This is a genomic window from Agrobacterium sp. a22-2 (assembly GCF_012276985.1).
Taxonomy (GTDB): domain Bacteria; phylum Pseudomonadota; class Alphaproteobacteria; order Rhizobiales; family Rhizobiaceae; genus Allorhizobium.
In genome coordinates this window covers 122130-144166 of sequence record NZ_JAAXMM010000014.1, presented here as the reverse complement: position 1 = coordinate 144166, position 22037 = coordinate 122130, and the positions used below count along the sequence as shown (strand labels likewise).

The following is a 22037-nucleotide window of genomic DNA, read 5'->3' as shown; positions in this document are numbered from 1 at the left end:
CGCGAAACGGCGGACCGCGACATGAACATTTCCAACTTCTTCATCGATCGCCCCGTTTTCGCGGGCGTTCTTTCCTTTCTCATCTTTCTCGGTGGCCTGATCTCGCTGACGATCATGCCGATTTCCGAATATCCCGATGTCGTGCCGCCCCAGATCGTCGTGCGTGCCAACTATCCCGGCGCCAATCCCAAGGTGATTGCCGAAACGGTGGCGACGCCGCTGGAGGAAGCGATCAACGGCGTCGAGGATATGCTCTATATGAGCAGCCAGGCGACCACCGACGGCCTGATGACGCTGACAGTCACCTTCAAGCTCGGGACCGATCCGGACCAGGCCCAGCAGCTCGTGCAGAACCGTGTCGGCCAGGCCGAACCGCGCCTGCCGGAAGAAGTTCGCCGTCTCGGCGTTACCACCATCAAGAGTTCCCCCGACCTGATGATGGTGGTGCACCTGACCTCGCCCGAAGGCCGCTACGACATGACCTATCTGCGCAACTATGCGCTGATCAACGTCAAGGATCGGCTGGCGCGCATCGATGGCGTCGGTCAGGTGCAACTGTTCGGCTCGGGCGACTACTCGATGCGCATTTGGCTCGATCCGCAGAAGATGGCGCAGCTCGGCCTGTCCGCCTCCGACATCGTTGACGAAATCCGCGCCCAGAACATCCAGGCCGCAGCAGGCGTCATCGGCGCTTCGCCGAACCTTGAGGGCGTCGACCTGCAGCTGTCGGTCAATGCGCAAGGCCGGTTGCAGAGCGAGGAGGAATTCGGCGAGATCATCATCAAGACCAGCACGTCCGGCGCCATCACGCGGCTGAGCGACGTGGCGCGCATCGAGCTGGGGTCGGCCGAATACTCCCTGCGGTCGCTGCTCAACAACAAGCAGGCCGTGGCGGTCCCGATCTTCCAGGCGCCTGGTTCCAATGCCATCGAGATTGCCGACCAGGTGCGCGCGGTGATGGACGAGATCAAGACGACCATGCCCGACGACGTCAGCTACGAGATCGTCTACGACACCACGCAATTCGTGCGTGCCTCCATCGAGGCCGTCGTCGATACGCTGCTGGAGGCGATCGCCCTTGTCGTGGTCGTGGTTATCCTCTTCCTGCAGACCTGGCGGGCCTCGATCATCCCCCTGATCGCCGTTCCGGTCTCCATCGTCGGCACGTTTGCCGTCATGCAGCTGTTCGGGTTCTCCATCAATGCGCTCAGCCTGTTTGGCCTGGTGCTGGCCATCGGTATCGTCGTCGACGATGCGATCGTCGTGGTGGAGAATGTCGAGCGCAATATCGAGGAGGGGCTGCCGCCGCGCGAGGCGACCTACAAGGCGATGCGCGAAGTATCCGGCCCGATCATCGCCATCGCATTGGTGCTGGTTGCCGTTTTCGTGCCGCTGGCCTTCATCTCTGGCCTGACTGGCCAGTTCTACAAGCAGTTTGCTCTGACGATCGCCATTTCGACGGTCATTTCCGCCTTCAACTCGCTGACCTTGTCACCCGCACTGGCTGCCCTGCTGCTGCGCGGGCACGATGCCCCGAAAGATCGGCTGACGCGGATCATGGACAGGTTGCTCGGTTGGCTGTTCCGCGGCTTCAATGCGGTCTTTTCCCGCGGATCGAACGCCTATGGGCGGGGTGTGCGAACCTTCATTTCGCGCAAGACGATCATGATGGGCATCTATCTGGTGCTGCTCGGCTCGACCTTCTTTCTGTTCAAGGCGGTTCCGGGCGGCTTCGTGCCGCCGCAGGACAAGCAATATCTCGTCGGCTTCACGCAATTGCCCGACGGCGCGTCGCTGGACCGTACCGAGGACGTCGTGCGCCGCATCAGCGATATCGCGCTGAAGGTGCCGGGCGTCGAGAGCGCCATCGCCTTCCCAGGCCTGTCGATCAACGGCTTCACCAACTCGTCCAATGCCGGCATCGTCTTCCTGTCTCTGAAGCCCTTCGAAGAGCGCAAGACTCCGGACCTTTCGGCCGGCGCCATTGCCGGACGCCTCAATATGGAGCTTGGCGCCATCCAGGAAAGCTTCAGCGCCATCTTCCCGCCGCCGCCCGTGCAAGGCCTGGGCGCGATCGGCGGCTTCAAGCTGCAGATCGAGGACCGCAACGGGCTTGGCTATGAGGCGCTTGACGCAGCGGTCAAGGGGTTCCTCGCCAAGGCCTATGCGACGCCGGAACTGGTCGGGCTGTTCTCCAGCTATCAGGTCAACGTGCCGCAGCTCTATGCCGATGTCGATCGCGCCAAGGCCCGGCAGTTGAACGTACCCCTGACGGAGATCTTCAACACGCTGCAGATCTATCTCGGATCGGTCTATGTCAACGACTTCAATAAATTCGGCCGGACCTATTCCGTCCGTGTCCAGGCCGACGCGGCGTACCGTGCGCAGGCCGAGGATATCGGCAAGCTTGAGGTCCGGTCCGGCTCGGGTGAAATGATCCCGCTTTCGGCCCTGCTGACGGTCAATTCCAGTGCCGGGCCGGAACGGGCGATGCGCTACAACGGCTTCCTGTCCGCCGATATCAACGGCAATGCGGCCCCAGGCGTCTCGTCCGGACAGGCACGCGCCGCGGTCGAGCGGATCGCAGCCGAAACCCTGCCGGCCGGCATCAGTTTCGAATGGACGGAGCTGACCTATCAGGAGATCATTGCCGGCAATTCCGGCGTGCTGATCTTCCCGCTGGCGATCCTCCTGGTGTTCCTCGTGCTGGCCGCCCAATATGAAAGCCTGACCCTGCCGCTGTCGATCATCATGATCGTGCCGCTCGGCATTCTCGCAGCACTGGCCGGCGTCTGGCTGACGGCGGGCGACAACAATGTCTTCACGCAGATCGGCCTGATCGTGCTGGTGGGTCTGTCGGCGAAGAACGCGATCCTGATCGTCGAATTCGCCCGCGAGCTCGAATTCGAAGGGGCGACGCCGTTCGATGCCGTGGTCAAGGCCAGCCGCCTGCGTCTGCGGCCGATTCTGATGACCTCGCTTGCCTTCATCATGGGCGTCGTTCCGCTGGTCGTCTCGACCGGCGCCGGCTCGGAAATGCGCAGCGCCATGGGCGTGGCGGTGTTCTCCGGCATGATCGGGGTCACGCTGTTCGGCCTGTTCCTGACACCGGTCTTCTACATGCTGGTGCGGGCCATGACGGGCTATCGACCATTGAGCAAAAACGGCGCGGTTGCCCATGCCAACGAGGTGCCCGTCCATACGGCAGCGACACCGGCCGTGTCGACACCGCACGGATAGACGGCAAGGCAAGAAGGTCGACGGGGCGGGCGCTCTGCTAGAGAACGTTGCCGTCGGCGCCGAACAGGTGACAGCGTTCGGGATCGATATGGATCCCGACCTTGTCGCCTGATTTGACCGGCTGCTGGTCCTCCAGAACGAGGGCCAGCGCCTGACCGTCCTGCATGGAGACATAAAGGATCGTCTGGCCGCCCAGATGCTCGACCAGGTCGACATGGGCCTCGCCCAAAGCCACGCCGCGCGGCTGCACGGTCAGGTGTTCCGGCCGGGCGCCGAACGTCACCTTGTCGCCGGGTTTGGCCGTCGTCACCTGGCGCTGCAGCGGCACGTTGCGGCCGTTGATCTCGATGGCGGTTTCCGCGCCTGTGCTGACGAAATGGCTTTCGATGAAGTTCATGCGCGGCGAACCGATGAAGCCGGCGACGAACTTGTTCTTCGGATTGTTATAGAGCTCCAGCGGCGCGCCGACCTGCTCGATGCGGCCGGAATTCAAAACAACGATGGTGTCGGCCATGGTCATCGCTTCGATCTGGTCATGGGTGACGTAGATCATCGTATTGCCGAGGCTCTGGTGCAGCTTGGCGATCTCGACGCGCATCTGCACGCGCAGTTCGGCATCGAGGTTGGAGAGCGGTTCGTCGAACAGGAAGATATTCGGCTCGCGCACGATCGCCCGGCCGATGGCGACGCGCTGGCGCTGGCCGCCGGACAGCGCCTTGGGCTTGCGCTGCAAGAGCGGGCCGATGCGCAGGATATCGGCGGCGCGCTGTACGCGGGGCTCGATCTCGTGTTTCTTCATGCCCGCCGTTTCAAGACCGAAGGCGAGGTTCTTGTAGACCGACATATGCGGATAGAGCGCATAGGATTGGAACACCATGGCAATGCCGCGCTTGGATGACGGCACGTCGTTCATCCGTTCGCCGTCCAGCAGCAGGTTGCCGCCCGAGATCGGCTCAAGACCGGCGATCATGCGCAGCAAGGTCGACTTGCCGCAGCCCGACGGGCCGACGAACACAACGAATTCGCCCGGCTTGATCTCCAGATCGACGCCATGCACGACTTCGAGCGCGCCGTAACGCTTGACGACCTTTTGTAGCGAAACGCTGGTTGCCATGACTGTCTCCTCCCGTGGCGGTACTGCTGCACGCATATTCACGCCGGCCTCCAGCTCTTATATTTCGGGCTCTCCCGGCCGACCGGAAAGCGCACTTCCTGCCGCGTCTCGGAGGACTGGTAAAACGCCGTCACCAGCTCCAGCGCCTGGCGGGCATCGGCGGTCGTCACCGGCAGCGGGGTGCCGTTGACCAGCGCATCGTGGAAATCGCGCATCTGCCCGGCAAAGCGGATCGGCACCGGCGTCCAGTCCTCAAGAAGCGCATCGATCCTGGCGGCGGTGTCCGGATTGGTCGCATTGATCTTCCACGGATCGCTGCCGGGATTGTAGGGCGCATTATTGCTTTCGAAAATGACGTTCTCGAAGCACAAGCGCAGCCGGCTGATTTCTTCCGGGCAGCCGAGCGTCGCGCTGATCGTCGCCAGCGCGCCGTTCTCCATCACCAGGCTGGCGCTGACGCAATCCTCGACCTCGATGTCGTTGACGCGGGTGGCGACGCGGCCGAACAACCCGCCGATCGGTCCCATCAGGAATGTCAGCATGTCATGCAGATGGATAGCGTGGGTCATCAGCACGCCGCCAAGCTCGGTTGCCCATTTGCCGCGCCAGGGAACGGCATAGTATTCGGGGGTCCGCACCCAATGAGTCTCGGCCGTTGCCACATAGGCCTTGCCGGCCAGTCCGGCGTCGATGATCCGCTTGGCCTTCTGCACGCCGTCGCCATAGCGGTACTGGAAGATCGGCATCAGCCGGCCGCGGGCCGTCTTCTCGACCTCCATCAGCACGTCGATATCAGCCAGCGAGCCAACCAGCGGCTTTTCGCAGACCACATGCTTGCCGGAAGCCAGCGCCTGCTGGACCAGCTCGAAATGGGAGCCGGGCGGGGTGCAGATGTCGACGATGTCGATGTCCGGCATGGCCAGCACCTTGTCGAAACTGGTGACGCGCCGGGTAACGCCGAATTCATCGCCGACGGACTTGAGCCGTTCTTCATTGAGATCGCAGAGCACGGCCAGTTCGTAGCGATCGGCATTGGGCAGATAACCCTCGATGATATGCGAGCGGCCAATGCCGAGGCCGATGACGGCGACTTTCATAGGATTGCTCATGGTGTCAGCCTTCCATCTTTGCGGCCGGCGTCGCTTCGGCGACCTGCTGGGCCTTCAATGCCAGTTCCATCGCCTTGAAGCAGTGTTCCTGCCCCATGGCGGTCTCGGTGCGATCGCGGATATCGGCGGCAAACTGCCGGCCATAGGGCAGCTCGAAGCCGGAGCAATCGATGTGCTGGACACCCTTCTTGTCGCTCAGGAACAGATGATCGGTGCCGGGCCGTCCGGCCACATCGAGATATTTGCGCAGCTCGATCGTGCCTTCGGTGCCGACGATGAACAACCGGCCATCGCCCCAGGTCGGCAGACCTTCCGGCGTGAACCAGTCGACGCGGATATAGCCGGTCGCCTTCGGGGTGCTCAGGTGGATATCGCCATAGTCCTGCAGACCCGGTGTCTCCGGATTGGCGCGGTTGGCGACGGTTGCCGACAGCACTTCGGCCTCCAGCGAACCGGTGAAGAACAGGAACTGTTCGCATTGATGGGAAGCGATATCGCACAGGATGCCGCCGTAGCGGTTGCGCTCGAAGAACCAGTCCGGCCGGGTCGGCTTGCGCAGCCGGTGCGGCCCGAGGCCGGTGGTGTGGATGACCTCGCCGATCACGCCGGCCTTGACCAGTTCGCCGGCCTTGACGGTCGAGGCGGTCTCGAAATGTTCGGAATAGAGGATGGAGACGATGCGGCTGGTCTCGGTCTGCACCTTGCGCACCTCGGCCAGCTGCTCGAAGGTCGTCATTCCGGGTTTGTCCAGCATGACATCCTTGCCGTGCCGCATGGCAGCCACCGCGATGCCGGCCCGTTCGGCGCAGATAGCCGCACTGAGCACCAGCGCGATCGAGCCATCTTCGAGAATGCGACGGCTGTCGTCGACGCGGACCGCTTGGGGATACCGCTCGGCGAAGATCTTGGCCAGATCGTCCTCGATGGCGTGGAAGGCCACCAGTTCGGCGCCGGCCCGCAGCATGACGTTGACCTGGCCATAGATATGGTCGTGATTGATGCCGATGACGGCGAAGCGCAAGGCGCTCATGCAGCTATTCCTTCTTTAGTAAAAGATATCAACGTTTCAGGCCGGCGGTCGCGATACCATCGATCAGCAGGCGCTGGAAAAACAGGAAGATCAGGAAGACCGGGATGAGCGACAGGCTCGACATGGCAAACAGGCCGCTCCAGTCCGAATTGCCGGTGGAGTCCACGAAGGACCTGAGGCCGAGCTGCACCGTGTAGGTGTTCATGTCGCTCAGATAGATCAGCGGTCCGAAGAAATCGTCCCAGGTCCAGATGAACGAGAAGATCGCGGCGGTGGCCAGCACCGGCGTCGACAGCGGCAGCATGATCCGCCAGTAGATCCGCCAGGGGCTGCAGCCGTCCATCATCGCCGCCTCGTCCAGTTCGCGCGGGATGCCGCGGAAGAACTGCACCATCAGGAAGATGAAGAAGGCATCGACCGCCAGAAATTTCGGCACGACCAGCGGCAGGATGGTCTTCACCCAGCCGAGTTCGAGGAAGAGGATATATTGCGGGATCAGGGTGACGTGATAGGGCAGCATCAGCGTGCCGAGCATCAACGCGAACCAGAAATCGCGGCCCCAGAATTTCAGCCGCGCAAAGGCATAGGCCGCCAGCGAGCAGGACATCACATTGCCGATCACCGAGAGCACGGCAATGACCAGCGAATTCCAGAAATAGGTGCCGAAGGTCACCTGTCCGTCGAACCAGCCGCGCACATAGGCGCTGAGGTCGAAATTCTGCGGGATCAGCGTCGCCTGGCCGAAGATTTCGCTCTGGTCCTTCATCGAGCCCGACAGCATCCACAACAACGGATAGAGCATGACGATCGAGGCGACGAACAGGGTCGCGTGGATGGCAAGGGAGGCCAGGCGCGAGCGCTCGAGCGGCGGATTGATGTCGTTGGTGAGCGGTGTCGCCATGTCAGTCATCGTAGTGAACCCAATAGCGTGAAGACAGGAACGAGAAGGCGGTGAACAAGGCGATGATGATCACCAGGATCCAGGCAAGGGCAGCCGCATAGCCCATGCGGAAATAGCCGAACGCTTCCTGGTAGAGGTAGAGCGTATAGAACAGCGTCGAGTCGATCGGCCCGCCGGTGCCCGACGAGATCACATAGGCCGGCGTGAAGGCCTTGAAGGCGTCGATGGTCTGCACGACGCCGTTGAAGAAAATCACCGGCGTCAGCAGCGGCAGGGTGATCTTGAAGAACATCCGTACCTTGGAGGCGCCGTCGAGACTGGCCGCCTCGTACATGTCGACCGGGATCTGCCGCAGACCGGCCAGGAAGATGATCATCGGCGAGCCAAACTGCCAGATGGCGAGAACGACCAGCGTATAGAGCGAATAATCCGGATTGGAGATCCAGCTCGGCCCCTCGATGCCGAACAGGTTCCACAGCAGCACATTGACCACGCCATCGCCGTCGAACAGCTGGCGCCACAGAACGGCGATGGCCACGCTGGAGCCGAGCAGGGACGGCAGGTAGAAGATGGCGCGATAGACCGGCAGGCCACGGATGCCGCGATTGAGCAGCAGCGCCACCATCAGGGCGAAGGTCAGCTTGAGCGGCACCGAGCACAGCACGTAGAACAGCGTGACGCGCATCGACGACATGAACTTCTCGTCGTCGGTGGCGATGCGCACGTAATTGGACAAGCCGACGAAATCCGGCGCTTCCAGCAGGTTGTAGTTGGTGAAGGACAGGTAGAGCGAAACGACGGCCGGCCCGAGCGTCAGGCCGAAGAAGCCGATGAACCAGGGCAGCAGAAAGAGATAGCCCGGTGCATTGCGTGCCAGCGCGCTCGGCGGCGCATAGGCGGTTTTTTCGGACGCAAGGGGTCGCTGGCTGGCGCTTGTCGCGCCAGCTCCCTCGTTTCGGACATGGGTCACGGCTTAGCCTCGCTTGATGTTTGCGGCTGCCTGTTCCGCGAACTTAGCACCGGCGTCTTCGGCCGTCGTCTTTTTGAAGGCCACCTCTTCGGCGATCTTCTTCAAGAGGAACTGGTTTTCACCAGCGCCGTTCGGCGGCGGCGGCGGCAAAGCACCGACCTTCGGCGTCAGGCGGGCGATGTAATCGACCACCGTCTTGGCGTCGTCATCGAGCGTCGGCGCCATGAAGTCGCGGATCTTGGAGGAGGCCGGCACGCCACGCTCGACACCGAGCGCCTTGGCCGCATCCTCGTCGCCGACCAGGAAGTTGACGAAGGCGACCGCCGCATCCTTGTTTGGCGAGGCGGCAGAGACCGAGACCAGCATCGAGGGTTTGAGATACTGGCCCGGCTTGCCGTCGGTTCCGTTGATCGGATAACTGACGATGCCGAGGTTTTCCTTGCTGATCGCCTGATAGCCGATGAACTGGTTGGAATGGGCGAAGGACGCTGCCGCCTTGCCGAGCGATACCATGCTGGTTTCGATCGTCAGCTGATCGAGGGCCTGGATATCGGCCGGAACGCAGGCGCCGCTTTCGCGCATCTCGCCCCAGAACTTGAACCAGTCGGTCATGTCGGCCGCCGTGAAGGCCACCGCGCCATCCGCATCGTAAAGCGCCTTGCCACGCTGGCGCAGCCAGCATTCCAGCGCCGATTCCAGGCCGCTGGCATCCTGCGTGCCGTAGAAGCTGCGGCGCTTCTTGGCAGCCGTCAGCTTGGCGCAGCTGTCGGCGAATTGCTCCCAGGTCATATCGTCCTTGGGCTCTTCGACGCCGGATTCCGCCCAGCCATCCTTGTTGAGGATGGTGATGCCGGAGTTGACGCCGAGATTGACGCCATAGAGCTTGCCATCGACCTTGCCGGAATTGATATTGGCGTCGCCGAAGGCCTCGATATCAAGGCCCTTGCCCATATAGGGCGTCAGATCGAGCAGCGAACCGCGGCGCGCATACTCAAAAATATAGCGGTAATCCATCTGGATCAGATCCGGCGAATTGCCGCCGGCGGTCTGGGTCGCAAGGCGCGTCCAGTAATTGTCCCAGCCGAAGGATTCTCCTTCGATGGTCACGTCCGCGGCCTTGCCCGAATAGGCCTTGATCGCCGCGAACGTTCTCTCGGTGCGGTCTTTCGAACCCCACCACAGGAAGCGCATGGACGTTGCCGCCATCGCTCCTCTCACTCCCAATGCACCGAATGCCAGTGTGGCGGCCATGCCCGAAAGCACACTACGCCTGTCGATCGTCAACGTCATCCTGGTCTCCTCCCCAGTTTTCCAGATGAACTTCCGAATTTACTTTGCAGCAAATAACTAATTGGTTACAAGTTGGCGAGAAATCCGACAGCTGTCAAGCGTCAATCGTCGACCTTTTCGAAGAGCTTCCGAAACGCTCCGAAAAGTGATTTATTTTCAAGGGCAACGTCGCGGGGCGTGGAGGCGGGCATGAAAAGTGAAGATGGAGAGAGCAGACCGGGCAAGGACCACGGAGCCACCGGCACATCGCATGATCAGCCGGCGAGCGAGGCGCCGAAGCGCGCCTCCCGCAATCCCAAGCGCACCCATGCTCAAATTCTCGAAGCCGCCACGGCGGAATTCACCGAACACGGTTTTGGCGGCGCCCGGATCGACGCCATTGCAGCGCGTGCCAAAACCAACAAGCGCATGCTCTACCACTATTTCGGCGACAAGGAGGCGCTCTATCTCGCCGTGCTGGAGGCGACCTATGTGTCGATCCGCAGTGCCGAAAAGAGCCTCGACCTCACCCATCGCGAACCGGAGGAGGGCATTCGCGAGCTCGCCCTGTTCACCTGGACCTATTTCCTCAAGCATCCCGAATTCCTGAGTCTGCTGGCCACCGAGAACCTGATGCAGGCGCAATATCTGAAACGCTCCAGCCGCATTGCCGAGATGCATTCGCATTTCATCGACGAACTGTCTGATGTGCTGCGGCGTGGCGAGGAGGCGGGCCTGTTCCGGCCGGCGATCGATCCGGTTTCGGTCTATATGACGATCGCCGCCCTCGGCTTTTTCTACCTGCAGAACCGCCATACGCTGTCGACGATTTTTGGCCGTGAACTGACGGCGCCGGCGGCGATCAAGGCCTGGGGCGAACATATCGTTTCCGTCACGCTGGCATCGCTCAAACGCTGACCTGATCCAAAAATATCACTCGGGGAGATTGACAAAACCGATTTTCCTGCGCGATCTTGTAACCAGATAGTTACAACTATTGCACTGTTCGGACCGGGCCGAAAGGCTCAGGAGGGAGCCGGACAGGAGGATATTCGGGAGGAAAATCATGAAGCGTATCGGGATCATCATGCATGGCGTGACGGGGCGCATGGGGCTGAACCAGCATCTCATCCGCTCGATCGTCGCCATCCGCAAGCAGGGCGGCATCGTGCTGTCGAACGGCGAAAGGCTGATGCCGGACCCGATCATCGTCGGGCGCAACGGCGCCAAGCTCGAGGAACTGGCCAGGACATACGGCATCGATCGCTGGTCGACGGATGTCGAGGCGGCGCTGGCCAATCCGGACGACACTATTTTCTTCGATGCCGGCACGACGCTGATGCGCGCCGATCTGATCAGCCGGGCGCTCGACGCCGGCAAGCACGTCTATTGCGAAAAGCCGATTTCGGATGATCTCGACGTGGCCGTCGCTCTGGCGCGCAAGGCCAAGGCTTCGGGGTTGAAGAACGGCGTGGTGCAGGACAAGCTGTTCCTGCCCGGCCTGCGCAAGATTGCCATGCTGCGCGACAGCGGCTTTTTCGGCAAGATCCTCTCGGTGCGCGGCGAGTTCGGCTACTGGGTGTTCGAAGGCGACTGGCAGACCGCGCAGCGCCCGTCCTGGAACTACCGCACCGCCGATGGCGGCGGCATCATCCTCGATATGCTGTGCCATTGGCGCTACGTGCTGGATAACCTGTTCGGCGCGGTCAAATCGGTGAGCTGCCTTGGTGCCACCCATATCCCGGAACGCGTCGACGAAGGCGGCAAGCACTACAAGGCCGATGCCGACGATGCGGCTTATGCGACCTTCGAGCTGGAGGGCGGGGTGATCGCCCATATCAATTCGTCCTGGGCGGTTCGCGTGCGCCGCGACGATCTCGTCACCTTCCAGGTCGACGGCACCCATGGTTCGGCGGTGGCAGGCCTGACCCGCTGCTGGACCCAGCACCGGGTCAATACGCCAAAGCCGGTGTGGAACCCCGACCAGCCGCAGACCATGGATTTCTACAAGACCTGGGACGAGGTGCCGGACAACCAGGTCTATGACAATGGCTTCAAGGTGCAGTGGGAAATGTTCCTGCGCCATGTGGTCGAGGATGGTCCCTGGGACTACACGCTCGACGAAGGCGCCAAGGGCGTGCAGCTGGCGGCCCTCGGCCTGAAAAGCTGGGCCGAGCGGCGCTGGCTCGATGTCGAACCGCTGGATCTCTGACCATGGCCAAGCTGCTGCTTCCCACCGGCGACCGCCGCATCGAGACCTATGAGACGACAGGTACGCCGATCCCGCTTTTCAGGCGCTCGGCGGCCGAATTTCCGCGCGTCGCCTTTGCCGCCGCCCATGTCGTCGCCGATCCGCTCGCCGACAACGACCCCTGGCTGACGCCGGCCATCGACTGGGACCGCACATTGGCCTTCCGGCACCGCCTCTGGGATCTGGGCCTCGGCGTGGCCGAAGCCATGGACACCGCGCAACGCGGCATGGGTCTGGCCTGGCCCGAGGCGCAGGACCTGATCCGCCGGGCGCTGACGGACGCAAAGAGCCGGCCGGATGCGCTGATCGCCTGCGGTGCCGGCACCGACCATCTGCTGCCCGCGCCCGGCCTGACGCTCGATGCCGTGATCGCGGCCTACGAAGAGCAGATCGGTTTTGTCGAGGCTCTTGGCGGACGGATCATCCTGATGGCCTCCCGGGCGCTTGCCGCCTGTGCCGCCGGGCCGGACGACTATCTCAAGGTCTATGACCGCATTCTCGGCCAGGTGCGCCAGCCGGTGATCATCCACTGGCTCGGCGAAATGTTCGATCCGGCACTGGAAGGCTATTGGGGCTCGAGCGACCATTGGGCGGCAATGGACACCTGCCTCAAGGCCATCGAAGCGCATCCAGACAAGGTGGATGGCATCAAGGTATCGCTGCTGTCGAAGGAGAAGGAAATCGCCATGCGCGCCCGGCTGCCGAAGGGCGTGCGCATGTATACCGGCGACGATTTCAACTATGCCGAACTGATCGCCGGCGGTGCCGATGGCCATTCCGATGCGCTGCTCGGCATTTTCGATGCGATCGCACCGGCTGCCTCTGCGGCATTGGCAGCGCTGGGTAGCGGCCAGACCGAGACGTTCTTCAAACTGCTGGAGCCGACCGTGCCGCTGTCTCGGCATATCTTCAAGGCGCCGACCCGCTTCTACAAGACCGGCGTGGTCTTCATGGCCTATCTCAACGGCCTGCAGGATCATTTCCGCATGATCGGCGGGCAGGAAAGTGCCCGCTCGCTGGTGCATCTGGCCGAATTGTTCCGGCTGGCCGACAGAGCCGGCGTGCTGGCCGATCCGGAAGATGCCAGTGCCCGCATGCGCCGGCTGCTGGCCGCGCAGGGGATCGCCTGAGCGATGGACACGGCCCCGGCACTCCGACTGGTCGAGACGGATCTGTTCGAACGGCAGGTCCGCCTTCGCCTGCCGTTCCGCTTCGGCGCGGCAACCCTTCGCGAGGCAAGACAGGCCTTCGTGCGGGTGCGCATCGAAGACGCCAGCGGCCGCTCGGCCATCGGCATGGCGGCCGAACTGATGGTGCCGAAATGGTTCGACAAGTCGCCTGACCTGTCCAATCACGACAATGACGACCAGCTGCGCCGCGCGCTGGGGCTGGCGGCGGATGCGCTGACGTCGGCAGGGTCAGGTTCCGCCTTCAGGCTGCACGCCAGCGTCGAGGCCGCACACCATGCCCGCGCCGCGGCGCAAGGCCTGAACGGCCTGATCGCCTCTTTCGGCCTGGCCCTGCTCGACCGCGCCATCCTCGATGGGCTTTGCCGCCTGCACGGCGTGACGGTCACCAAGGCCGTGCAGACCAATCTGGCCGGCATCGACCTATCGACAACGCCCGATCTCGACGGTTTCGACCTGCCGGCCTTCCTGCAAACGTTGAAACCCGCCCGCAGCATTGCCGCCCGCCACACGGTCGGGCTCGTCGATGCGATTACGGCCAGCGAGATCGCGCTGGCGGACCGGCTGAATGACGGACTGCCGGAAAGCCTGGAAGAGTCGATCGACACCTATGGCCACCGCCATTTCAAGATCAAGGTATCCGGCGATATCGACGCCGATCTCGATCGGCTGCACCGGATCGCGGCGCTGCTCGATGCCCGTGTTGCCGACTATGCCCTGACGCTGGACGGTAACGAACAATTCGCTTCGGCCGACGCGGTCGAGGGTCTGCTGGCCCGCATCAGCGAAGAGCCACGTCTAAATCGCTTTGCCAGCGCCATCCTGTTCATCGAGCAGCCGATTGCCCGCGCCCATGCCTTTGAAAGACCGGTGACCTCGCTTGGCCGTTTCAAGCCGATCGAGATCGACGAATCGGATGCCGATATCGAGGCTTTCGCCACGGCACGGCGGCTCGGCTATACCGGTATCTCCTCGAAATCCTGCAAGGGCTTTTATCGCTCCCTGCTCAATCGCGCCCGAATGGCAAAATGGCATGTGGAGGACGGCCACGCCTATTTCATGTCGGCCGAGGATCTGACGACCCAAGGCGGGCTCGGCGTGCAGCAGGATCTGGCGCTCGCCGCGCTGATCGGCATGCACCATGTCGAGCGCAACGGCCACCACTATGTCGACGGCATGGCGGGGGCGCCGTCGAGCGAACAGGCCGGCTTCATACAGGCCCATGCCGATCTCTATTCATCCGTCGACGGTCGCGCCCGCCTGAAAATCGAAAACGGACAGATCGCCATCGGCTCGGTGATCGACGCGGTCGGGCTCGGATCGTCTGCCGTGCCCGATTGGAATGCGATGGAAACCATGCCGGCAGGGAGGACAGAATGGCACTCGAAAATCTCTCGATCAATCTAGCCACGACACGCGGCAGCTGGGGTTTTGCGGAAGCGGTCGACGGCTGCCTGGCGCGCGGCATTACCGCCATCTCGCCGTGGCGCGACCAGGTGCAGGCGATCGGCTTGGATGAAGCCGCGCGCATCGTGCATTCGAACGATTTGCGCGTCACCGGCCTTTGCCGCGGCGGCATGTTTCCCGCCGATACTGCGGAAGGCCGAAAGGCCGCCATCGACGACAACCGCCGTGCTATCGACGAGGCGGCGGCCCTTGGTGCCGATTGCCTGGTCTTCGTCGTCGGCGGTCTGCCGCAGGGCTCGCGTGACATCGACGGCGCCCGGCAGATGGTCAGGGAGGGTTTCGAGGCGATCCTGCCTTATGCCCGCTCATCCAAAGTGCCGCTTGCGATCGAGCCGCTGCATCCGATGTATGCCGCCGACCGGTCCTGCGTGAACACGCTGAAACAGGCACTGGATCTGGCCGAAGTGCTGGGGCCGGAGGTCGGCGTGGCGATCGACGCCTATCATGTCTGGTGGGATCCCGATCTCGCCGAGCAGATCGCCAGGGCCGGCCGCGATAACAGGATCTTTGCCCATCATATCTGCGACTGGCTGGTGCCGACGCGCGACCTGCTGCTCGATCGCGGCATGATGGGTGATGGTGTCATCGACCTGCCGGCTTTTCGTCGCATGATCGAGACGGCCGGTTTTCATGGGCCGCAGGAAGTCGAGATTTTTTCGGCCGAGAACTGGTGGAAGAAGCCGGGCTCGGTTGTTCTGGATACGGTGATCGAACGCTTCGCAACGGTGTGTTGAAGCGGAACGATCGGGAGGAGGACGAGGATGAAGACGAAAACACGCTTTGCGCTGGTCGGCACGGGCCATCGCGGCTCGACAATGTGGGGCCGCGATCTGGTCGAGCGCTGGGGCGATCATGTCGAACTGGTCGCGGTCTGCGATCTGAATGCGCTGCGCGCCGCGCGGTCCGGCGCCCATATGGGCGTTTCCGTGCCGATCTATACCGATTTCGACGAGCTTCTGCGGATCGAGCGCCCGGATCTCGTCATCGTCTGCACCCGCGACAACACCCATGACGAGCTGATCGTCAAGGCCATGGAGGCCGGCGCCAATGTCATCAGCGAAAAGCCGATGACCACGACGGCGGACAAGATCAAGCGCATCCTCGACGCCGAGAAGCGCACCGGCAAGCGTCTTGACGTGTCGTTCAACTATCGTTTCGCGCCGACGGCGGCCCGGATCAAGGAGCTGCTCAATTCCGGCGTGATCGGCGATGTGACCTCGGTCGATTTCCACTGGTATCTGAACACCAGCCATGGCGCGGATTATTTCCGCCGCTGGCATGCCTTCACCGAGAATTCCGGCAGCCTGTTCGTGCACAAGGCGACCCATCACTTCGACCTGCTCAACTGGTATCTCGATTCCGATCCGCAGACCGTCTCGGCCTTTGCCGACCTGAAACATTACGGCCGCAAGGGACCGTTCCGCGGCACGCGCTGTCGCACCTGTCCGCACAAGCACGAATGCGATTATTTCTTCGACATCGCCAAGGAGCCGCTGCTCGAAAGCCTCTACGAGGACCCGTCGGAAGTCGACGGCTATGTGCGCGATGCCTGCGTGTTCCGCGAAGACATCGACATTCCCGACACCATGGTCACGTCGATCCACTACAAGAACGGCGTCGACGTTTCCTATTCGCTCAACACCTATATGCCGATCGAAGGCCACCACATCGCCTTCAACGGCCACAAGGGGCGGATCGAACTGCGGCAATATGAAAAGCAGCCCTGGACCGAGCCGCCGGCCGACGAAATCGTGCTGATGAAGAATTTCGGCGATGTCGAGCGCATCTGGGTGCCGCATTCCTCGGGCGGCCATTACGGCGGCGACGACCGCCTACGCAACATGCTGCTGAAACCGGGGCTCAATGACGAGCTGCGGCAGCGGGCCGGCGCGCGGGCTGGCGCCATGTCGGTTCTCTGCGGTATCGCGGCCCTACAAAGCAGCAAGACCGGCGTGCCGGTGTCGATCGCCGAGGTCTGGGGCGAAGACAATGGCCTGAACCTCCTCGAAGGCCGGCCCTGATCGCGGTGATCAGCGCCGGCGGTCGAGACCGGATTCTAGGTCCTGAGCTGCTCCGCCAGCCGGTGAATATGCCGGGCGCCGATGCCGCAGCAGCCGCCGACCAGGGTGGCGCCGCTCTCCACCCATTCGCAGGCGAATGCCGAGTAGCGGTCGGCCGTCAGGTCGTCGCGGGTGCCATGCAGCGTCTCGTTGGCGCCGCCATCCGTGTCGTCGGTCTCGAAGGCATTGGCATAGACGCCGATCTCCAGGGGTGAGCCGAGGTCACTCAGCACCGCGGCTGCCGTCCGGACGGCGCTGGCCATGACTTCGGGCCGGCTGCAATTGAAGAGAAGGGCGGCAGCCCCAGATCCCGCAGCCCAGCGGGCGGCGTCCGCGACGGTCTCGCCGGAACGCAGGCGCGGCGTGTCGGAGGCCAGCGTCTCATTGTCATCGGCAAGCGTGAAAGAAATCCAGAACGGCTTGCCGCTTGCCGCGACGGCGGTGCGCACGGCCTCGCCTTCGGCAATCAGGCTGAGCGTCTCGCCAAGCCAGACATCGACATAGGGTGAGAGCTCCGCCACCAGAACGCTCAGATATTCCTGGACGCGGGAGGGATCGAAGAGCTGTGGTTCGTAGGAGCCGAAGATGGGTGGCAGCGATCCGGCCACCAGCACATCGCGATCGGGATAGGCGCCCGCCGCCTGGCGGGCGAGCCGGCCGGACAGGGCGGCCAAGGCCGGGCCTTGTGTCTGGAAACGCTCTTCGCCGATGTGGAAGGGCACGAGTGCGTAGCTATTGGTGGTGATGACGTCGGCGCCGGCTTCAATGAAATCAGCATGGACCTGGTAGACGATCTGCGGCGTTTCCAGCAGCGCCAGGGCCGACCATTCCGGCTGTCGTAATTCCGCCCCAAGCCGGATCAGTTCCCGGCTCATGCCGCCATCCAGAATACGCACCCTGCTCATGCCGCAATCACTCCCGTTCGAAATTCCTGTGCCGAACCTCACCGAACTCAGCCGGCAAGGCGTTGTCAATTGCCATACAGGGAGAGCTTCGCTGCGTCGATGCAAACCGTCGTCGGAAAATGACAATAGCGGTGAACGAAAATCTGGAGCCGGGAAATGGATAAGGCGGCCGGCGGAGTTCATCCAGCCGGCCGCCTTGTTCAGGTATATTGCGGCGGCGCGCCTCAGGCGGCGCGCCGTCCGATCTGTCGCTGCGTCGATGGCGACAGGCGGAAATTCTGGAGCAGCGCCTTCAACTGGTTGCTTTCCTGCGTCAGGGTCTGGCTCGCCGCATTGGTCTCCTCGACCATCGCAGCGTTCTGCTGGGTCATCTGGTCCATCTGGTTGACGGCCGTATTGACCTCGGCAAGGCCGACGGCCTGTTCCTTGGAGGAGGTGGCGATGGAGACCACCTGATCATTGACGCGGTTCACCAGGGTCTCGATCTCGGTCAGGGCCTCGCCGGTCGAGCGGACCAGCGACACGCCGGTTTCGACCTCGGCAGTGGAGTTGCTGATCAGCCCCTTGATCTCCTTGGCCGCCTTGGCCGAACGCTGGGCCAGTTCGCGGACTTCCTGCGCCACGACCGCAAAGCCGCGGCCGGCTTCCCCGGCTCGCGCCGCCTCGACGCCGGCGTTCAGCGCCAGGAGGTTGGTCTGGAAGGCAATCTCGTCAATCACGCCGATGATCTGGCCGATGCGGTTGGAGGCGTCCTCGATGCGGCTCATGGCCGAGACCGCGTCGCGCACGATGGCGCCCGACTTGCCGGCACTCTGCTTGGTCTCGCTGACCATGCGGCTGGCTTCGGCCGCCCGCTCGGAGGCGCTGCGGACCGTTGCGGTGATTTCGTCGAGGGCGGCGGCGGTTTCTTCCAGGGAGGCTGCCTGCTGTTCGGTACGCTGGGAGAGATTGTTGGCGGCCTCGGCAATGCCGCCGGCGCTGCCATGGACGATGTCGGTGGAATGGCTGATGGCATTGATGACATCGTTGAGCGCTTCCACGGCGCGGTTGAAGTCATCACGCAGCTTGCCGTATTCCGACGATATCTCGCCGATTGACGCTGTCAGATCGCCATTGGCGAGGCGTTCGAGCGCCATGCCGACCGTCTGCATTGCATCGGCCTGGGTCTGGCTGATGGTCCGTTGGCGGTGCTCGGTGTTGCGGCGTTCTTCTTCAAGTCTTTGCTGCTGATCGCTCTCCCGCTTGCGCAGGTCGACACGCTCGCGCACGGAATCGCGCAGGATGGAGACGACTCCGGCCATCTCACCGATCTCGTCCTTGCGGTCCATCTCGGGGACTTCGCTGGTGACCTTTTCTTCCGAGATGGCCTGCATGGCGGCCTTCAGGCGATGGAGCGGGCCGACGACGCTGCGCACGATGGCAAACGCGGCACATACGATCAGCAATGCGCCGAACAGCACGCTGGCTGCGGTCTCGATCGCATTGCGGCGGAACAGGGCGGCCAGGTCGTCGGCATAAACGCCGGTGCCGACAATCCAGCCCCAGGGCTCGAAGCCAGCGACATGGGAATATTTCAGCACGGGTTCTTCAAAGCCAGGCTTCGGCCAGAGATAATCGACGAAACCTTCCCGGGTGGGGCTTGCCTGAACGGCCTTGACGAATTCCTGGAAGATGAACTTGCCGGTCGGATCCTTCATGCCGGACTGGTCCGTGCCGTCAAGCGCCGGCTTGATCGGATGCATGATGATGCCGCTCTTCATGTCATTGATCCAGAAATAGCCGCTGTCTTCATATCGCAGCGCCCGCACCGCATCCTTGGCGCGGGTCTGGGCCTCTTCGCGCGTCAGGGCTCCGGATGTCTCCAGCCCGTGGTAGAATTTGAACAGGGTGATCATGCTCTGGTCCATGGCGCTCAGTTTCGATTTGCGCTCGGTGACCATGGCGCCCTGAAAATGATAGAGCGTATAGACAAGTGTCGCGGAAAAGATCGCCAGTGCCAATCCGACAAGCATGTAGAGTCTGAGCGATATCTTGAGGGTTTTCATCTGTCTGCTCCGGGCACTGAAGGTCAACTCCCGGTTACGCTGGCTGTAATATGTTAAATTCAAATAAAGAGAGAGCTAATTATCGACGCTTTGGGCGGATTTCGACAACCATGGGCTGATTATTGGATTAAAATTGCGCCTCAGGTGGTATTTTCTCATCATAAGAAGAATGAAGACTGATAAATAAGGCATTGCTTAAAAATAGATTTGTCCGATTTTTGACGATTGCCAATCCTCGGTCTTGGGGCGGAAAGCGGCCTGTTCGTGGCTTGACCTCCGTCAACGCAGGTGTCGCACAGATGCGCTAGCCTGCCTGGGACGAAAAAGGGTTCCGTGATGGTTCCCGGTCAGAAGGAGAGGTGTGATCATGCCGAAAATGAGAGCTGCGATCTTTGTTGAAAACGGGCGTATCGTGCTCGATGACAAGCCGATCCCGGATGTCGGTCCGCTCGACGCTTTGATGCGGGTGACGACGACGACGATTTGCGGAACGGACGTTCATATCCTGAAAGGCGAGTATCCGGTCGCCAAGGGCTTGACGATCGGCCATGAGCCGGTCGGCATTATCGAGAAACTGGGGTCTTCGGTTTCGGGTTATCGGGAAGGCCAGCGGGTCATCGCCGGAGCGATCACGCCGAGCGGGCACAGCTATGCCTGCCTGTGCGGCTGCGGATCGCAGGATGGCGTCGGCACCAAGCACGGTTTCAAGGCGATGGGCGGCTGGAAGTTCGGCAACACGATCGACGGATGCCAGGCCGATTACGTCCTGGTCAAGGACGCCATGGCCAATCTCAGCCCCATTCCCGAAGGTCTCAGCGACGAGCAGGTGCTGATGTGCCCCGATATCATGTCCACCGGCTTTTCCGGCGCCGAGAGCGGCGGCGTGAGGATCGGCGATACCGTCGTGGTGTTTGCGCTCGGGCCGATCGGCTTGTGCGCGGTGGCTGGCGCCAAGCTGATGGGGGCGACCACGATCATCGGCGTGGACACGGTGCCGGCGCGTCTGGCCGTGGCGCGGCAATTGGGCGCCGATCATGTCATCGACTTCAAGGCCGGCGATCCGGTCGAGCAGATCATGGCACTGACCGACGGGCGTGGTGTCGACGTGGCGATCGAGGCGCTGGGAACGCAAGGCACGTTCGAATCCGCCCTCAAGGTGTTGCGGCCCGGCGGCACACTGTCAAGCCTTGGCGTCTACTCCAGCGATCTCAACATTCCGCTCGGCGCCTTTGCGGCGGGCCTGGGCGACCTGAAGATCGTCACCACGCTTTGCCCGGGTGGCAAGGAGCGCATGCGCCGCCTGATGGACGTGGTGGGATCCGGCCGCGCCGATCTGGGGCCGCTGGTTACCCATCGCTTCAAGCTCGACCAGATCGAGGAGGCCTATGACCTGTTCGCCCATCAGCGCGACGGCGTGCTGAAGGTGGCAATCACGCCCTGACCTGATATCACGAAGGCTGCGTCGCAATCACTGCGGCGCAGCGGCCAAGCCTCACGGAACGGGCAGGGCGTCGACGAAATCGGCCGCCTCGTGGGCGTGGATTCGGGTGGCGCGGATCAGTCCTTCGAAATGCCGCTGCATCTTGAGGATGGCATCGGCATTGTTGAGCACCAGATACATGCCGCCGACGAAGAGCGCCGCCCGCTTCGATCCGAAGATCGTGTAGGGCACCGAGAATTTCTGCCGCTCGTCGAACAGGAACAGCCGGAACGACGGGTAGAGTTCGCGGATCAGCGCCGCCATGTAGCGAAGCTGCTGCGCGCGTGTTGCGGCGCTCAAGCCCGCCCACATGCCCTCGCCATTGGCAAAGGCTTCCAGCGTCTGCTTCGGCATACAGACTTCCATGTCCGTGCCGGGCTGGCGGTTATAATCCAGCCGGAAAAAGGTTTCGTTGGCCTGGCCGGCGACGCTCTGGTGGGTGCCGGTTGCCTCATAGGCGATGATATCCGGGGTGCGCAGCAGATCGGGGATGCGGGCCGGCACATAGCGGATCTTCGATCCCGTCGCCTCGGCATGCCATTTCATCAGCAGCGTCGTGTTGTCGTCGCCATCGGGCCGCTCCTCGAGTTCGACGCTCGGATGCAGTTCGCCCATCAGCCCCTGATCCTGCGACAGGCCCATGAGCCAGTCGAGCGAGACGGAATGCCGCTCGGCGATGTTGAGCAAGGTCTCGACCCGCGGCAGGCGGGCTGCCTTGTCGGCCAGCAATTGTGACAGCGCCGATCGATCGATGCCGATCTGCCGGGCAAAGGCCGACTGGTTTTCGCCGCTGCGGTCCAGCAGTTGCATCAGGCGTTCGCGGAAGAGGTCTGCAAGCAGGCGCTTATCCATAGGAGTCTCACATGTTGACTATAGTCACATAGTCGCTTGAATGCATCTCAAAATCAACACTTGGTCATCAATGTCGCGTTGCGGTGCGGCAGGGAGAAGTGACAGCATCGGGTCAAGATCAGCGAGCGAATCACGGGCGCCCGAGTGGATGAAGCGG

Annotated in this window: 17 protein-coding genes; 8 read left to right on the top strand and 9 right to left on the bottom strand. The window is 62.5% G+C overall.

What is annotated here, in order from left to right; genetic code table 11:
- Window positions 1-21: 21 nt before the first annotated feature.
- Window positions 22-3240 carry an efflux RND transporter permease subunit gene (locus tag HFC70_RS20840; RefSeq protein WP_168475215.1) on the top strand — a complete coding sequence of 1073 codons (3219 nt, stop codon included), beginning with the start codon at window positions 22-24 and terminating at the stop codon, window positions 3238-3240.
- A 37-nt stretch (window positions 3241-3277) separates the two neighbouring features.
- Here HFC70_RS20840 and HFC70_RS20835 read toward each other — a convergent pair whose 3' ends face one another.
- The 6 genes from HFC70_RS20835 to HFC70_RS20810 form a co-directional block, all read right to left on the bottom strand.
- On the bottom strand, window positions 3278-4354 hold the full coding sequence (locus tag HFC70_RS20835; RefSeq protein ID WP_168475214.1) for an ABC transporter ATP-binding protein: 1077 nt from the start codon (window positions 4352-4354) through the stop codon (window positions 3278-3280).
- A gap of 38 nt (window positions 4355-4392) precedes the next feature.
- Window positions 4393-5463 carry a Gfo/Idh/MocA family protein gene (locus tag HFC70_RS20830; RefSeq protein WP_168475213.1) on the bottom strand — a complete coding sequence of 357 codons (1071 nt, stop codon included), beginning with the start codon at window positions 5461-5463 and terminating at the stop codon, window positions 4393-4395.
- Between the two features lie 4 nt (window positions 5464-5467).
- On the bottom strand, window positions 5468-6493 hold the full coding sequence (locus HFC70_RS20825; protein ID WP_168475212.1) for a Gfo/Idh/MocA family protein: 1026 nt from the start codon (window positions 6491-6493) through the stop codon (window positions 5468-5470).
- 28 nt (window positions 6494-6521) lie between these two features.
- A complete protein-coding gene (locus tag HFC70_RS20820) occupies window positions 6522-7403 on the bottom strand; it encodes a carbohydrate ABC transporter permease (RefSeq protein WP_168475211.1) in 882 nt (293 codons plus the stop codon).
- Window positions 7396-8271, bottom strand: a complete 876-nt coding sequence (locus HFC70_RS20815) for a carbohydrate ABC transporter permease (protein ID WP_210259367.1) — start codon at window positions 8269-8271, stop codon at window positions 7396-7398. The genes HFC70_RS20820 and HFC70_RS20815 overlap by 8 nt, the downstream gene beginning before the upstream one ends.
- A 96-nt stretch (window positions 8272-8367) precedes the next feature.
- Window positions 8368-9654, bottom strand: a complete 1287-nt coding sequence (locus HFC70_RS20810) for an ABC transporter substrate-binding protein (protein WP_168475209.1) — start codon at window positions 9652-9654, stop codon at window positions 8368-8370.
- Window positions 9655-9843: 189 nt separating this feature from the next.
- Between HFC70_RS20810 and HFC70_RS20805 the strand changes: the two genes are divergently transcribed.
- The 6 genes from HFC70_RS20805 to HFC70_RS20780 all read left to right on the top strand — a co-directional run bounded on the left by HFC70_RS20805 (window position 9844) and on the right by HFC70_RS20780 (window position 16559).
- Entirely contained in the window at window positions 9844-10551 is a 708-nt protein-coding gene (locus HFC70_RS20805) for a TetR/AcrR family transcriptional regulator (protein WP_168475208.1), read from the top strand.
- A gap of 148 nt (window positions 10552-10699) precedes the next feature.
- Window positions 10700-11845, top strand: a complete 1146-nt coding sequence (locus HFC70_RS20800; RefSeq protein ID WP_168475207.1) for a Gfo/Idh/MocA family protein — start codon at window positions 10700-10702, stop codon at window positions 11843-11845.
- 2 nt (window positions 11846-11847) lie between these two features.
- Window positions 11848-13014 (top strand): dihydrodipicolinate synthase family protein, encoded by a 1167-nt coding sequence (locus HFC70_RS20795; RefSeq protein WP_168475206.1) that lies wholly within the window; start codon window positions 11848-11850, stop codon window positions 13012-13014.
- Window positions 13015-13017: 3 nt separating this feature from the next.
- On the top strand, window positions 13018-14478 hold the full coding sequence (locus HFC70_RS20790) for a mandelate racemase (protein WP_168475205.1): 1461 nt from the start codon (window positions 13018-13020) through the stop codon (window positions 14476-14478).
- On the top strand, window positions 14448-15272 hold the full coding sequence (locus HFC70_RS20785; protein ID WP_168475204.1) for a sugar phosphate isomerase/epimerase: 825 nt from the start codon (window positions 14448-14450) through the stop codon (window positions 15270-15272). Before HFC70_RS20790 ends, HFC70_RS20785 begins: the two co-directional genes overlap by 31 nt.
- Before the next feature lie 27 nt (window positions 15273-15299).
- Window positions 15300-16559: a Gfo/Idh/MocA family protein gene (locus HFC70_RS20780; RefSeq protein ID WP_168475203.1), complete on the top strand. Its 1260-nt coding sequence runs from the start codon at window positions 15300-15302 to the stop codon at window positions 16557-16559.
- 35 nt (window positions 16560-16594) lie between these two features.
- Here the strand turns inward: HFC70_RS20780 and HFC70_RS20775 are convergent, their stop codons facing one another.
- Window positions 16595-17503, bottom strand: coding sequence for a homocysteine S-methyltransferase family protein (locus HFC70_RS20775; protein ID WP_168475202.1), 909 nt, complete (start codon window positions 17501-17503; stop codon window positions 16595-16597).
- A 224-nt stretch (window positions 17504-17727) separates the two neighbouring features.
- Window positions 17728-19548: a methyl-accepting chemotaxis protein gene (locus HFC70_RS20770; RefSeq protein ID WP_168475201.1), complete on the bottom strand. Its 1821-nt coding sequence runs from the start codon at window positions 19546-19548 to the stop codon at window positions 17728-17730.
- A gap of 367 nt (window positions 19549-19915) precedes the next feature.
- On the opposite strand from HFC70_RS20770, the gene HFC70_RS20765 reads away from it, so the two are divergent.
- Complete coding sequence (locus HFC70_RS20765) at window positions 19916-20989, top strand: NAD(P)-dependent alcohol dehydrogenase (protein WP_168475200.1); 1074 nt, start codon at window positions 19916-19918, stop codon at window positions 20987-20989.
- Window positions 20990-21040: 51 nt separating this feature from the next.
- Here the strand turns inward: HFC70_RS20765 and HFC70_RS20760 are convergent, their stop codons facing one another.
- Window positions 21041-21880, bottom strand: a complete 840-nt coding sequence (locus tag HFC70_RS20760) for a helix-turn-helix domain-containing protein (protein WP_168475199.1) — start codon at window positions 21878-21880, stop codon at window positions 21041-21043.
- Between the last annotated feature and the right edge of the window lie 157 nt (window positions 21881-22037).